The organism is Wenyingzhuangia sp. IMCC45574 (assembly GCF_054182685.1).
The window spans coordinates 3197275-3212376 of the sequence record NZ_CM135169.1; the positions used below are offsets into that span (position 1 = coordinate 3197275).

Sequence of the window (15102 nt, forward strand, 5' to 3'; positions counted from 1 at the left end):
ATAATTTAAATTTAGTGGAGACTAAGTTCAGTTAAAGACTTTCGGAAGGGGCTTTTTTATACTAGACGATACATAAACAGGAGTATATTGCAAACTAGACGTGATATAAACTTTTGTCTTGAAAACCTAGGTGTTCTGTTGGTTTATGTGTAATGGACTTCTTTTTTTATTATGAACTTTTTTGTTTTTTGGTCTTTTTTATATGGAATTGATAAATTTAGACAAGCTATCGTTTCTGTTGAGTCCTAGTTTCTTTCTTAGTCTGTATCTAGACGTGTGAACACTCTCTACAGATATTCCTAAAAGAGATGACATTTCTTTACTAGAGAAGTTTAATTTAATTAAAGCACAAATTTTTTGATCTGTTTGCCCAAGGTTCGGAAATTGCTCTTTTAAGTTCTTGTAGAAGCTTTGATTTATTTGTGTAAATCTAGCCTCAAATTCTTTCCAGTTGCTGGTAGGGCTACTTTGAACAGATTTTACCATTCTACTAATGGTTTTTACATCTATAGTGTCTTTTTGTTTGGAAAGCTTTTGGTTTAAGTGAGATAAAAACTCTTCTTTCTCTATTAATTGTAATGCTTGTGCTGTTAGTTCTTTGTTTTTAAGTTCTAAAACCTCATTTTTTCGTTTAAGTTCTAGTTTTTGTTTTTCTTCAATTAATTTTTTCTCTGTAGCGTGTTTCATTCTTAATTGTCTAAAGAATAGAAAACCAAAAATTAATAAAAATGCAATGGAGCTTATTAGGATTACATATTTTAAGAACCAGATATAATCTTCTTGTTCTAGTTCTTTAAGTCGTTGTTCTTGTTTTTCTATTTTTTCTTTTTCTTTAGTAATTCTGTAAGAGTCTTTAAGTTCAAATAGATCATGATTGCTAGTACTTCTACTTCCAAAAACACTATCGTTAAGAGTTTTAGATAGTTTTAAATATTCAAAAGCCTTTTTATAATTATTTTGCCATTTACTTAGTTCAACTAAGCATTCGTAGCTCATTATATTATAATTAGCATGACTAGAAGATTTTTTAGAAAGTTCTATAGAGTAAAGGAATGCTTCTTCACTTTTTTTGTAGTCTTTCATTTTTTTATAAGTGTCCCCTAGTAGGTGATAAACAACAACAAGATAAGATTTGTCATACTGTTCGAAGAACTGTTTTACACTGTCTAATTTGTGCAATGCTTTTTTGAATTGATGTTTACTGGCTAAGTGATATGCGAACTCACCTTCCATGTAATAGTTTTTTCCTTTTACATCAGATATACTTTGCGAGTACATTAAACTATCAAGGTATTTCTCAAACATAGGTAAGTTTCCTCGTCTTCTGTAGAAATTTGTAAAGGAGAAATAATCGCTAGAGACATATTCTATAGGAGCTTCCTTTTTGGCGTATAGATCTTTACTAATTTTTAAAGAGTAGCTAAAGTGTTTAAGGGCTTCATTGTCTCTGTGATAAAAACTATAGAGCCAGCCAAGCTCTTGGTTAATTCGCGCTTTTTGTAGTTGGTCTTTTTGGTTTTCTGCCAACAATAATGCTTTCCAATAATTATCGTATGCTTTAGTATAGTTTACGTTATGGCTATATATATTGGCTAGTTGCATTAAACTTTCAATAGCAATTAAGGTGTCTTTTTGATGAATAGAATGTTGGTAACATTCTGTTAAACTCCTAATCGCTAAATTGGGTTGACTGTATTTGTATTTTATTCCTTTGTTGAGTAGTGTGTTTATATCGTGGTTTTGTGAATAAAACCATTGAGTAGAAAAAAAACAATACATTAATAAAAAGTAACACCTTATAGACATAATATTTCTGAATTTTGGATAGACAAAAAAGAGGTGTTACAATATACGAACTAATTGCTTGTGTTTAGTTTAGGTTTGAGTTGAAAACACGGTGTTTATTGTTTTTATGGTGTGTAAGCCCTTTGTTTACTACTTGTTTAAAAGTTTATGAGTAGTTGATGTTTAATTATTGTCTAGTTGTTAAAAGGTTAAAAAATAGTGGTTTTGTGTGTTTTTTAACCTTTTAATATATTGGTAGTTTTCGTTTTCTGTAAACGTAGTGTTAAGAGTTGAGTGTAAAATATTACAATGCGTTGATAAAAGCTGATAGGTTTTCGTTTCTTTTTAAACCAAGCTTTTTTCTTAATCTATACCTAGATGTATGAACGCTTTCTACAGAAATACCAAGTAAAGAAGCCATGTCTTTACTAGAGAAATTAAGCTTTATTAGTGCACATACTTTCTGGTCTGTTGGCCCAAGATTAGGGAATTGTTCCTTTAAGTTTTTGTAAAAGCTTTGGTTAATTTGAGTAAATCTAGCTTCGAATTCTTTCCAGTTACTAGTAGGATTACCTTGCATAGATTTAACCAATCTACTAACTACTTTGGTGTCTATATTCTCCTTGTGCTTAGAGAGTTTTACAGTTAAGCTTGCTAAGAATTCTTCCTTTTCAATTAATTGTAATGCTTGAGAAGTAAGTTCTTTGTTCTTTAATTCAATAATTTCATTTTTTGTTTTTAGCTCTTGTTTTTGTCTTTCCTTAAGAAGCTTTTTTTCGGTAAAGTGTTTGCTTTTAAGTTGTCTAAAGAATAAGAAACCAAATATGATTAGGAAAATAATAGAGCCTATAAGAATTACATATTTTAAGAACCAAATGTATTCTTCTTGCTCTAATTGTTTTAAGCGTTCTTCTTGTTTAAGCTTTTCTTCTTTCTCTTTGGTAATTCTGTAGTTGTCTTTTAACTCAAATAAATTCTGATTGCTTACACTTTTGATTCCAAATATCTTATTGTTTAAGTCGCTTCCCAAGGTTTTATACTTTAAAGCTTTCTTGTAGTCTTTTTGCATTATGGAAATATCTAAAAGTGCTTCATAGTTCATAATATTGTAATCAGTATGGCTATTCGATTTTTTTGATATTTCTATAGATTTTAAAAAAGCTTCTTCACTCTTTTTGTATTGTTTCATTCTTTTATAAACATCTCCAATTAAGTGGTGAATGACTACTAAATAGAAAGAGTCCTTTTTTTGAAAGAAAAGTTTTGCTTTTTCAAGTTTTGCTAATGCAGGTGTATATTCACCTTCTAAAGCGAGTTTATGCGCAATTTCTCCTTGAAGGTATTGACCGCTAGAAATGTTTTTTTTCTGAGCTTTAAGATTCTCATTCGTAAAACTATCCAAATAAACCTTAAACATGGGTTCGTTTTTCCTTATCCTATAAAAGTTAACAATAGAGAAGTAATCACTACCTACATAATCTTTTAAATAGCTTTTCTTTTTATCGATATCTAAAGATTTGTTGAAATATTTTAATGCCTCATCGTCACGTTTGTAAAAGCTATAAAGCCATCCTAGTCCTTGGTATATTCTTGCTCTACGAAAGTCGTCATTTGTTAAGTCGGCAAGAATTAATGCTTTCCAGTAGTTGTCATAAGCTTTGTTGTAGTTTGTATGATGACTGTATATTTCTGCTAAACTCATTAAACTTTTAATAGCAAGAGTACTGTCTCTTTGGTACAACGAATGTTTGTGGCATTCTTCAAAGTTTTTAATAGCTAAATCTGGTTGTGAGTATTTGTATAGCGTACCTCTTTTAAATAATGCATTAATATCTTTAGTCTGTGCACTTAACACGCTGTTAAAAGTCAGAAAAAATAAAAATAGAATAGAAGAGTATTTTTTTAACATAGAGGATTCTTTATATGTTAGTTACTGAATTACGTTTTACAATATACAAACAATATGGAGTAGTGTACAACCTACTTGCACCTAGATTTAGCTCATATGTTTAGAAAAGAGTTAAAAACAGATTTAATTGGGTCGGTTTAGTTCTTGTCTATGAGGTTTTTAGTCGTGTAAAAGCTCTAACTGCCTATATTTAAGTACTGTTAATAAATAATTAAACGATCATGAGGAAAATAGTTTGTTTGCTACTTTTTGTAACCACCATTACCATTGCACAAGAAAAAGTAAGTGTTCGAGTGAATGTAAACGTAAAACATATTGTTGGTGGTGTGTCAGAATTTGATCGATCAAAATTTATAACCATTCACTCCAATCAGATGGAAAATGAGTGGGATGGAGAAAACTTTACATCTGATTTGAGAGCTGATTTTTTGGAAGGATATGATGTGTATTTAGGAAGAGATACTGGAGGAATTACTTGGAATTTAAATTATATGGAGGAAGATCCTACTAGGCCAGGTTATGCAGATCCTAATAGAATAGTTGTAAAAGGGAGAAACTCAAGAAATAATTATGCTTCAAAATCGCACTTACATAAATACGAGGCAAGAAAAAATCATGTGGTTGGAGCTCAACTACATCCTTTTTGGACTGGAGAAAGTCAAATTGCAACTAGAGGTACAGGTTGGAAACTGGCGAGTCCTACTGCAACGGGTGAGTATATGGGAAGGTATTTTAATGAATTTCATGGAGATAATGGCCAACCGTTACCAAAATGGGTAGAGGTTATTAATGAGCCAGCATACGAAGCTTTGGGTGGAAAGAAGAATTACACAAATTCATTGCAAGAAATTGCAGATTTTCATGTAGAGGTTGCAGATGCAATAAAGGCTCAAAACCCCAATTTAAAAGTAGGGGGGTATACAGTTGCTTTTCCAGATTTTGAAACAGGAGATTTTCAGCGTTGGATAAATAGAGATAAGTTGTTTATTGATGTAGCTGGTGAGAAAATGGATTTTTGGGCATGGCATTTATATGATTTTCCGGCAATTGGGGGTCGAGTAGATTTGCGATCGGGAAGTAATTTGGAGGCTACTTTTGATATGCACGATCAGTATAGTATGTTGCAGCTAGGGCATACCAAACAGTATGTAATATCGGAATATGGAGCACAAACTCACGATTACAATAACCAGCCATGGGGCCCTTATAGAGATTGGTTGTTTCTAAGAGCGCAAAATTCTATGATGATGTCTTTTATGGAAAGGCCACAAGATATTGCAATTGCCATTCCTTTTACCATTGTTAAGGCAGAATGGGGGTTTAATCATGATAAGAATTTACCTTATGGTGCAAGATTAATGAGAAAAACAAATGAGCCCGCAAGTTATACTGGCGAATGGGTTTATACCGAAAGAGTTAAGTTTTACCAGTTATGGAAAAATGTAAAGGGAATGAGGGTCGATTCTTATGCATCCGATTTAGACATTCAGCTAGATGCTTATATAGATGGAAATAAGGGCTATGTAATCCTTAACAATCTGGAGTTTGTAGATAAGGAGATTGAGTTAGATGTATTTGATCATATTGGGGTAAAAGTAAATGCGATTCAGCAAAAGCATTTAAAATTATCTGGAGATGTTCCTGTGCTAGAAGATAAAAGTATTGCAACCAATACTACAAGCCTTACTTTAGGAGCCGGAGCTACGATGATTTTGGAATACGAATTTGAGAATAATATAACATTAAATGAAACTTCTAATGAGGTAAAGTATTATGCGGATAGTTATTTAAAATCAATCGTTGCAAACGAAAAAAATCAATTCAATATTAACAATGTCACTAAACCATCAGATTATGGTGAGGGAGTGCTAAGGGTAAGTATAGGTAGAGATCACGGGAGTGTAATTATTCCTAAAGTGTGGTTAAATGGTGTAGAGTTGGTGGTGCCAGAAGATTATAGGGGGTACAATCAAGCAGATAAGGGAAGGTTTTTTGGAACTTTAGAGATTCCTGTTTCTTACGGCTTGTTAAATACAGACAATGTTGTATCTGTAGCGTATCCAGATAACGGAGGGCATGTAAGTAGTGTTTTATTACAAGTATTTAATTTTAGTGCGAACATTAGAGAAGTAGATTTAGCGAATTTACCTGCTAATAATTATCAGATAAAGGCTGTTGGAACAACATGTCCTGGGGAAAGTAACGGTAAGATAGAGGTGAAAACGAGAGTAGGTGTAGCATACAAGGCAGAGATTACAGGGAATGGGGTTGATAGTGCGTATGATTTTAATACCACATTAACAGTTGCAGATTTGTCTGCAGGTGATTATACTGTTTCTATTGCTCCAAAAGATTTATTAGAAAATAAAACAGAGTTTGTAGTTAAGATAACAGAGGCTACTCCGGTATCCTTTACATCGGTGGTAGATAAAGTGCAAAAAAAAGTGATTTTAGAGTTAACAGGATCGGATAATTATAGGGTAAGTTTAAATGGTGTTGAGAAAAGAATATTTACAAATAAGGCGGTATTAGATTTAGAAGCGGGTTACAATAAAATAGAGGTTAAAACAGATAAAGCGTGTCAGAAAGAATTTGTAAGTAATGTTTTTCTAGAGGAAAAGTTTGAGACTAAATTTTTAGCAGCTGAAAAAACATTATTTGTTGCTGTGGATGAAGAGCATATAAATGCTACTGTTAAAATATATAATATGCTGGGGGTTCAGGTTAAGGCATTCAATTTATCTAAAACGGAATCTGTGTTGCCTGTAGGGAGCTTAAGTAAAGGATTGTATTTAATTACTTTATCTGATGAAGAAAGTTATTTGGGTACTAAAAAAGTCAGTTTTTTCTAATAGGAGCTTTAGCTCAGTATTTGTAAAGGTAGCAGGTAGGGTGTCTAGTCTGTATCTAGGTTTTTAAGTAAGCTTTATTGTTTTTTTATAGGTTGATTTTATTTATAGTTTAGTTTTAATATAGGTTGTTGATAATCAGTGGTTTGGTTTTTGTCTCCTGTGTTTTGAGAGTGAAACATACGTTTTTTTCTATTGTATAAATGTTTTTTGAGTTGTTGTTGGTTTTGTAAAGTGTTTGATTTGTAGTGGTTTAGGAATGTTTTCTAAGTCGAACTAACTAACAATTTAAATACTTTATTATGGTAAGAAAATTACTTGGAGTGGTTGCTTTTTTAGTAACTAGTTTGTCAATTGGGCAAACAACAACTTACACTATTTCTAGTGATGCAGCAGATCAATTAGTGGTCTCTAGTAATGGTTATTTTTTAAATAAAGATGGGGGAGGGGCTTTTACTACTGCCACAGTAACCATCACTTGTGTTACTGATTTTGGAGATCAGACAACGCTTGATACGTTTGATAATTACAATACTTTTTGGTTGCCAATAAAAGATGCAGCAAATGCTAACTATTTTGCAGTTTCGGGAGGATTAAAAGATTCTAATACTGCTTCCGATAATACGGTAGGGTTTGTTAGAACTAGGACTTGGGAATTAACCCAAATTGCAGTTAGTACAGCAAGTCCAGCTGCAGCTGATGGTGACTCTGGAACTGTTAAATCTTCTGGAGGACAAGCAAGAGATGGTTCTAATACTAATTTAGGTAGTATAACAAGATTTGCAAATTTTGCGATAGATATTGTGGCTTCTTATAGTGCTCCTGTTTCAGATTATTTAACAATTTCTAATGTGCAATCTACGCTAGCTACAGTAACAAGGGGTGGGGAGTTTACTATAACTTTTGATTATTCTACCAATGTAGATGTAGAGAATATGGGAGTTACTTTATATATGCATACTTCTACTACAGGTTATACGTTGGCAACAGCTGCTCCTCAGGTAATTGTACCTACAATTTCTGTTCCTAGTGAGGTAACAGATCAAGCGGGTTCGGTTGTATTAACATTTACAACAGAAGAAACTTTAGAGGCTACTACTGGTGGGCCGTATACTTTTAATGTAGAGCCATCTGCAGATTTAACTTCTCCAGATAAGTATATGTTAAGATTTTATAGAGATACAACGGACGGGAATAAAAAGTTTAGTAACGGAGCTGGAACTTCTCAGTTTATCTTTTCGGACCTTACAATTACTACTATAGAAGATGAGACTTTATCTAGCGGAGGTGTAAAAAATAGCTTAAATGTGTATCCAAACCCAACTACAGGAGTTATAAATATTCCAGATGTATCAGGAATCGTAAATATTCAAGTAGTAAATGTGTTAGGGCAAGTTGTAAAAACGGTAAAAGCGGCTAATCAAATTGATATTTCAGATGTAAATGCCGGAGTGTATATTTTGGTGTCTGATAATGGGAAGCAATTTAAGGTTGTAAAGAAATAAGTTGATTCAACTTATATATTCAATTATTATTAAGTGAGAGTAGCCTTTTGGCTACTCTTTTTCTTTGTTGAGTTATATGGTCTACATTTTTGGATGTATGCTTTTAAACACAAGAAAAGTTGATGAATATTTAAGGGCTGTTTAGTTCAAGTCTAGTGGGGTGCTTGGTCTTTATAGCTTGTAAATAGGGATATTTGATAGTTGATCAAAAAAAGTTTTAAAAATGAGTAAGAAGTATATCTTTATTGGTATTGTCTCTATGTTGTTTTTTTCTTGTGCTAATGTTGGTGCTAAAGAGAATGAAAAAGAGGTAGTAAGTGAGAATTTTAACCTAAACTGGAATTTCTTTTTAAGTGAAAAAGAGGTTGAATTCAAAGAAATTAAAAAGGAGCAGTACAAAAAGGTAAATGTACCTCATGACTGGGTTGTAGAAGGAGAATTTGATGAGTCTTTAGGGAAAGATGCATGGGCAACAGGATATATACCTAGTAAAGGGTATGGGTATTATACAAAGGAATTTGATAAAGAACTAGGCAAAGATGAGTTGGTTTATGTTCTTTTTGACGGAGTTTATAACAATGCGACTATATATATTAATGGACATGAGTTAGGGTTTCATCCTTATGGGTATTCCCCTTTTTACTTTGAGATTTCAAAGTACTTAAAGAACAATGGTAAAGGAAACGTGTTGGCGGTAAAAGTAGATCATTCTAGGTATGCAGATAGCCGTTGGTATACAGGTGCAGGTGTGTATAGAGATGTGTCATTAATATCGGATCATAAATTGCATATTCCTGTTTGGGGAACCTTTGTAACTACTCCAGAGGTGTCTAAAGAAAAGGCAAAGGTTGCTATTGATATTTCTGTAGAAAATGCATTTTTAAATGATAATGAAGTTGAGGTTGTTACCGTTGTGTTAGATGAGAACAAAAAAGAAGTAGCTAAAACTTCAGGAGTGTTAAAGGTGTTAAAATCGAGTAAGGCAGAAATTACTCAAAACTTAGTTGTTCCAAATCCAAATTTATGGGGGGTAGAAAATCCATCGTTGTATACTGCTGTTACTACAGTAATAAAAGATGGGGTAGAAGTGGATGTTTACGAAACTCGTTTTGGAATTAGAAATATAAAATTTGATGCAGATAAAGGTTTCTTCTTAAATGGAGAAAATATGAAGATTAAGGGGGTGTGTTTGCATCACGATGTTGGTTTGGTTGGAGCTGCTGTTCCTAAAGATGTTTGGAGAAGAAGGTTACAAATTTTAAAAGACGGAGGGTGTAATGCAATTCGTAGTTCTCACAATCCTGCATCTAAAGTGTTGTTAGAGGTATGTGATGAGATGGGGTTTTTAATGCAAGATGAATTTTTTGATGAGTGGGACAATCCAAAGGATAAGAGGTATAATAAGTGGGAAGAAAAAAGTACGGATTATATTACAAGAGGGTATGGAGAGCATTTTCAAGAATGGGCTCATAAGGATTTAGAGAATGTTATGTTAAGTCATAGAAATCACCCTTCTATTTTTCAGTGGAGTATAGGTAATGAGATTGAATGGACGTACAAGAGAAATGCAAAGACAACAGGTTTTTTTGATAAAATGACTTGGCAAGGGAACTATTTTTGGTCAGAACCACCTCACTCATTAGATCAGATTAGACATTTAATGAAAACGTTGCCTAGAGGAAAATACGATATCGGTAAAACGGCTCAAAAGCTATCTAAGTGGACAAAGGAGTTAGATACAACTAGACCTATTATTGCAAACTGTATTTTACCTTCTTCAAGTCATGAATCGGGTTATGCAGATGCTTTAGATATTGTTGGGTATAGCTATAGGAGAGTAATTTATGATTATGGACATAAAAACTATCCTAATAAAGTGATTATGGGAACGGAGAATGTTGCACAATACCACGAGTGGAAAGCTATTATGGAAAGGCCTTTTGTTTCTGGAACGTTTTTGTGGACAGGTGCAGATTATATGGGAGAGATTAGACAGAGTTGGCCAACAAGAGTTCAGCCTTCTGGTATGATAAATACTGCTAGTTTTCCAAAAGGTTCTTATTATATGATGCAGTCTTTATGGACAGAAGAACCAATGATTCATATGGCTACACAAACCTTAGAAAAGTCTTTGTATAAAATGGATGGAGAAAAGCTGGTTGAGAAAAAGAAGGATGGGTGGAAACATTATTTATGGAGATGGCAAGATGTAAATGAACATTGGAACTATAAAAAAGATGAGAATGTAGTTGTAGAAATCTATTCTAACTGTGATGAATTGGAGTTGTTTTTAGATGGAGCTTCTCTAGGAAAACAAGAGTTGGCAAAAACAGTAGGGCATATTTACAAATGGGTGTTGCCTTTTAAAGAGGGAACATTAGTAGCAAAAGGTCTTAAAGATGGAAAAGAAATAGAGTCTAGGTTAATGACTGCTGATAAACCTACAATGGTTGTATTAAGTGCCGATAGAGAAACGATACAAGCCAATAACAAAGATGTTGTGCATGTGGTAGCAGAGTTGGTAGATACTAAAGGGCATCCGGTAAAGTATGAGAATAAAGAGGTTGTTTTCTCTGTAGGTGCAGGAGCTAAGATATTAGGTGTAGATAATGGTTGGAAAAATAGTACTCAGAAATTCCAATCTAACAAAGGAACTACACACAATGGTAAAATATTGTTAATTGTTCAGGCTAAGGATAAAGCAGGTTTGCTTACAATTAAAGCAAGTGGTGCAGGTTTAGAGGGAGATGAAATTCAGGTTGCAATAAACTAACCATAAGCAGCGAGTTAAAAAAAGAGCCCTACATAAAGTAAAGTAGGGCTTTTTTTGGCACTAAACCATAAAGTGTGTAAGTTCTAAAAACAGGGTTTGAAGATGTTCAAACCCTGTTTTTTTGTTTAATTATTAATTTTACACTTTATGAAACCAGAAGACTTATTAAACGACGACTTTTTAAAGCAATTCAAAACGGGCGATGAATTGAGTAATTTTTTAGCCAAGATTCAAAAAAGAGGAATTGAAAAAATGTTAGAGGGAGAATTAGATGCTCACCTAGACTATGACAAACACCAAACTTCTCTAAGTGATAATACACGTAACGGCTACTCCAAAAAGAAAATCAAAACTAGTTTAGGGGAATCTGAAATCACAGTTCCAAGAGATAGAGACGGTAGTTTTAACCCTATGATTGTAAAGAAGAGACAAAATACTTTAGATGGTGTAGAAAACATCATTATTAGCCTCTATGCCAAAGGGATGTCCGTATCTGATATTGAACAACAAGTCTTAGAGCTTTATGATTTCAATATCTCTAGTTCTGCTATATCTCGAATTACAGATAAAATCAACTCAGATATCGTTGCTTGGAAAAACAGACCTTTAGACCCTTGCTATTTGATTGTTTGGATGGATGGAATTGTATTTAAAGTTCGAGAAAACTCAAAAATCATCAACAAGACCATCTATATAGCTGTGGGATTGAAAACCAATGGTAAAAAAGAAGTACTAGGTTTATGGTTAGGTAAGAATGAATCTTCCGCTTTTTGGATGACGGTTTTAACTGATATCAAAGCTAGAGGAACTCAGGATATTTTAATCACAGCTACGGACAATCTAAATGGATTTACAGATACTATAAAGACCGTATTCCCTGAATCGGTAACTCAAATATGTGTGGTACACCAAATTAGAAACTCTTGTAAATATGTGGTCTGGAAAGATAGAAAAGTGTTTTCTAAAGATATGAAAGAAATCTATACAGCTCCTACTAAAGAGGCAGCCAAAGCTGCTTTAGAAGACTTTAAGCAGAAGTGGAACTCTAAGTACTCCTATGCTATTAAAAGTTGGGAAAACAACTGGGATGAACTAACTGTGTTCTTTGACTTCCCTGTAGAGATTAGAACTATTATTTACACTACTAATCTTATTGAAAACTTAAATGGAAAAATTAGAAAGTATACCAAAAATAAACTCTCATACCCAACCGATGATGCAGTAATTAAATCCGTGTTTTTAGCTTTAAGAGAATCAACTAAAAAATGGACGATGCCTATCAGAAATTGGGGAGTAATACTAAACCAGTTTTTAGCTATATTTGAAAATAGGATCCAGCTATAAGTAGCTAAACCCTATTTTTAGAACTTACACAAATTAAGGGACAGTGTCCTTTTTTTAAATGTTATTTATAAAGTCTGATAGATTGTCGTTTCGTTCCAATCCAATCTTTTTTCTAATCCTGTATCTAGAGGTATGTACACTTTCAATAGAAATACCTAAGAGAGAAGACATTTCTTTGCTAGAGAAGTTTAATTTAATCAAAGAACAAACTTTTAAGTCTGTAGGGCCAAGATTTGGGTACTTTGCTTTTAATTTATCAAAGAAATTTTCATTAATATCAATAAATCTAGCTTCAAATTCTTGCCAGTTATTTGTAGGGTTGGTGGTTGCAGACTTTACCATATTTCTAATGGTTCTAAGATCTGTTTTTTCGTTTGTGTTAGATAATTTTTTTTCCAACTGGTTAATAAACTCTTCTTTCTCTATCAATTGCAGTGCAGAGGAAGTAAGTTCTTTGTTTTTTACGTCTATAATTTCTTTTTGCTTTTCTAATTCAACTTTTTGTTTTTCTCCAATCAAAACTTTTTCACTCTGGTGTTTAAGTCTAAGGTTTCTTATAAATACAAAGCCAAATAGTACTATAAAAATTAGAGAACCTAAAAGAATAACTTGTTTTAGGATATTAATAGAATGCTGATTTTCTAGTTCTTTTAATTTGTTTTGATGCGCTTCTAAAACTTGTTTCTCTTTTTCTATTCTGTAACGGTCTTTTAACGCAAAAAGATCTTTGTTACTGTTACTTTTACTACCAAATATTTTTTGATTTAAAACTTTAGCTCTATTGTTAAAAGCGTAGGCTTTTTTAAAACGATTGGTTTTTACATAAATCTGAGTTAGGTCCTCGTAGTTGTATAGTTCGTAGTTTTTGTGGTTTTTATACTCGTTTAGGTATTCTAAAGACTTTAAAAACGCGGCTTCACTTTTTTGATATTCCCTTTTTCTTTTATGTATTTTACCTATTATATTGTAGATTACAATTAGGTAGCTTTTGTTTTCATTTTCAAAAAAGTCTTTACATTCTAAAATTAATTTTTCGCCTTCCTCTAAGTCGTCTTCATGAAAGGCTAAAAAGCAAGCACGTTCTACTTCTAGATAGTAATTTTTCTTAGAATCATTTATTTTTTGATACATAATATTACAGCTGTCTAGATATTGCTTGGCTCTTTTTATGTTTTTTTGAATTCTATAAAAACGAGTTAATGCGACATAGTTTCCTAAAATATATCTGTTTTTAGCTTTGTTTGCATCAGGAAAACTTTTGTTGATATTTAAAGAAATGCTGTAGTGCTTTAAAGCCAAGCTGTCTCTCTCGTAAAAACTATACAAGAAAGCCAGATCTTGATGAATTCTAGCTTGCCATCTTTTAGAGTTTGTTTTTTCAGCAATCAGTAATGCTTTCCAGTAATTATCGTAAGACTTATTGTAGTTGGTTTGGTGATTGTAGATCTTAGACATGGCTGCCAAAGAGCGTATCATTGCAGTTGAGTCTTTCTTTTTAGTCCAGTACTCTAAGCTTTTTTGGTAATTGGTAAGAGCCCCTTGTAAATTGGTGTTCTTTAAAGTTTCAGCTATTTTAAAATAAGGATCTTTGTTTTTTAAAGATTGAGTCCATCCGTGTTGAATACTGAAAAGGGTGTAAAGTAATATAATGAATAATTTAATTTTCATTTTCTAGTATTGATAATATATAAAAAGGGAAAGAATCGTTCAAATATACTAAATGGTATCGATTATGAGCTTTTAGAAATCGAAGATTTTGTTGAAAAGCGATTGTATTGATGTTATTTTTAGTAATAAAGTTTAAAAATCCAGTTTTTATTGAGCTGCTGTCTTTTTGATTTTTTCTATTGCAAGCTACAATAGAGACTTATTGTTTGGTAAATAATCTTATTTTTGTGTTTTTACAAAATCATTTATGGCGATAGAAGAGAAGTCTGAAGGAAAACCAAATTATAGTGTACCTAACTTAGAAAGAGGGTTAATGATAATTGAATTGTTAGCTACTAAAAAGGGAGGGTTGACTTTGGCGGAGATTATAGAGTCATTAGATATTACAAAGACTTCGGCTTTTAGAGTTGTAAATACATTAATTTACAAGAACTACTTACAGAAAAACGAAACAACCAAAAAAGTAACATTATCAAGAAAGCTACTAACATTAGGAATTTCATCAATTAATGAACAAAGTATTGTAGAGGCTTCTTTAGATGTAATGCGAGCTTTAAGAGATGAATTAAAAGAGTCTGTAATGCTAGGTGCAATACTTGGAGACAATGGTACTATTTTAGAACAGGTGGCTTCATCATATCCTGTAAAACTATTTGTAGAACAAGGAACTCAGTTTACGTTGCATAGTTCTGTGGGAGGAAAGTCTATATTGGCTTATCTACCCGAAGAAGAAATGAATGAGATTGTAAACAATATGGGCTTTGAAAGTTATACAGAAAACACAGTAACCTCTAAAGAGGTTTATAAGGAGCAGTTAAAAAATGTGAAAAAAACAGGCTATGCTGTAGATTACGGAGAAGATATTCAAGGGATCAATTGTGTAGGAGCTCCAATTTTTAACGAACATGGTTATCCGGTGGCTGCTATTTGGATAACGGCACCGCATGGTCGCTTACCTTCAAAATTATTCGATAAAAAAGGAAAGATTGTAGCTAAATACGCCAAAGAGATTTCTTCAAAGCTAGGTTATGTAGTGTACTAGAATAAAACTGAACACATGCCAATAAAGCTCTTTAGAGTGGATTTTTCCATCGCTAAGGAGCTTTATTAGTTTCTTAAGGTCAGTTTGTTAGCCTAATCTATTGCGAGAACCTCATAATTTCTAATGTCTAATTAATATTTAGATTTTTTTTTAAGACTAAAAGTAAATTATTTACAATTTATTGTATATTTGTTTCAAATAAGAAACTAGTTTCGTATTTGAAACTT

General features: G+C 32.6%; 8 protein-coding genes. 5 read left to right on the forward strand and 3 right to left on the reverse strand.

From position 1 onward, the window contains the following. Window positions 1-198: 198 nt before the first annotated feature. Both ACXHHC_RS13465 and ACXHHC_RS13470 read right to left on the reverse strand, forming a co-directional pair. Window positions 199-1806 (reverse strand): hypothetical protein, encoded by a 1608-nt coding sequence (locus ACXHHC_RS13465; RefSeq protein ID WP_458226896.1) that lies wholly within the window; start codon window positions 1804-1806, stop codon window positions 199-201. 283 nt (window positions 1807-2089) lie between these two features. Further along, window positions 2090-3694, reverse strand: a complete 1605-nt coding sequence (locus tag ACXHHC_RS13470) for a tetratricopeptide repeat protein (RefSeq protein WP_458226897.1) — start codon at window positions 3692-3694, stop codon at window positions 2090-2092. A 221-nt stretch (window positions 3695-3915) separates the two neighbouring features. On the opposite strand from ACXHHC_RS13470, the gene ACXHHC_RS13475 reads away from it, so the two are divergent. The 4 genes from ACXHHC_RS13475 to ACXHHC_RS13490 all read left to right on the forward strand — a co-directional run bounded on the left by ACXHHC_RS13475 (window position 3916) and on the right by ACXHHC_RS13490 (window position 12165). Beyond that, window positions 3916-6546 carry a T9SS type A sorting domain-containing protein gene (locus ACXHHC_RS13475; RefSeq protein WP_458226898.1) on the forward strand — a complete coding sequence of 877 codons (2631 nt, stop codon included), beginning with the start codon at window positions 3916-3918 and terminating at the stop codon, window positions 6544-6546. A 299-nt stretch (window positions 6547-6845) separates the two neighbouring features. After that, the gene (locus ACXHHC_RS13480) at window positions 6846-8048 is read left to right on the forward strand and encodes a T9SS type A sorting domain-containing protein (protein WP_458226899.1); all 1203 of its coding nucleotides are present in this window, start codon (window positions 6846-6848) and stop codon (window positions 8046-8048) included. A gap of 223 nt (window positions 8049-8271) precedes the next feature. Continuing rightward, a complete protein-coding gene (locus tag ACXHHC_RS13485) occupies window positions 8272-10821 on the forward strand; it encodes a sugar-binding domain-containing protein (protein WP_458226900.1) in 2550 nt (849 codons plus the stop codon). 147 nt (window positions 10822-10968) lie between these two features. Then, complete coding sequence (locus ACXHHC_RS13490; RefSeq protein ID WP_458226684.1) at window positions 10969-12165, forward strand: IS256 family transposase; 1197 nt, start codon at window positions 10969-10971, stop codon at window positions 12163-12165. Between the two features lie 54 nt (window positions 12166-12219). Here ACXHHC_RS13490 and ACXHHC_RS13495 read toward each other — a convergent pair whose 3' ends face one another. Continuing rightward, window positions 12220-13833, reverse strand: a complete 1614-nt coding sequence (locus tag ACXHHC_RS13495) for a helix-turn-helix transcriptional regulator (RefSeq protein WP_458226901.1) — start codon at window positions 13831-13833, stop codon at window positions 12220-12222. Between the two features lie 247 nt (window positions 13834-14080). On the opposite strand from ACXHHC_RS13495, the gene ACXHHC_RS13500 reads away from it, so the two are divergent. Then, the gene (locus ACXHHC_RS13500) at window positions 14081-14875 is read left to right on the forward strand and encodes an IclR family transcriptional regulator (protein ID WP_458226902.1); all 795 of its coding nucleotides are present in this window, start codon (window positions 14081-14083) and stop codon (window positions 14873-14875) included. Window positions 14876-15102: the final 227 nt, after the last annotated feature.

What these genes read in the sequence shown, in the direction of transcription:
- ACXHHC_RS13500 (WP_458226902.1), top strand. Translation starts at nt 14,081, where the DNA reads ATGGCGATAGAAGAGAAGTCTGAAGGAAAACCAAATTATAGTGTACCT.
- ACXHHC_RS13495 (WP_458226901.1), bottom strand. Translation starts at nt 13,833, where the DNA reads ATGAAAATTAAATTATTCATTATATTACTTTACACCCTTTTCAGTATT.
- ACXHHC_RS13475 (WP_458226898.1), top strand. Translation starts at nt 3,916, where the DNA reads ATGAGGAAAATAGTTTGTTTGCTACTTTTTGTAACCACCATTACCATT.
- ACXHHC_RS13465 (WP_458226896.1), bottom strand. Translation starts at nt 1,806, where the DNA reads ATGTCTATAAGGTGTTACTTTTTATTAATGTATTGTTTTTTTTCTACT.
- ACXHHC_RS13470 (WP_458226897.1), bottom strand. Translation starts at nt 3,694, where the DNA reads ATGTTAAAAAAATACTCTTCTATTCTATTTTTATTTTTTCTGACTTTT.
- ACXHHC_RS13485 (WP_458226900.1), top strand. Translation starts at nt 8,272, where the DNA reads ATGAGTAAGAAGTATATCTTTATTGGTATTGTCTCTATGTTGTTTTTT.
- ACXHHC_RS13490 (WP_458226684.1), top strand. Translation starts at nt 10,969, where the DNA reads ATGAAACCAGAAGACTTATTAAACGACGACTTTTTAAAGCAATTCAAA.
- ACXHHC_RS13480 (WP_458226899.1), top strand. Translation starts at nt 6,846, where the DNA reads ATGGTAAGAAAATTACTTGGAGTGGTTGCTTTTTTAGTAACTAGTTTG.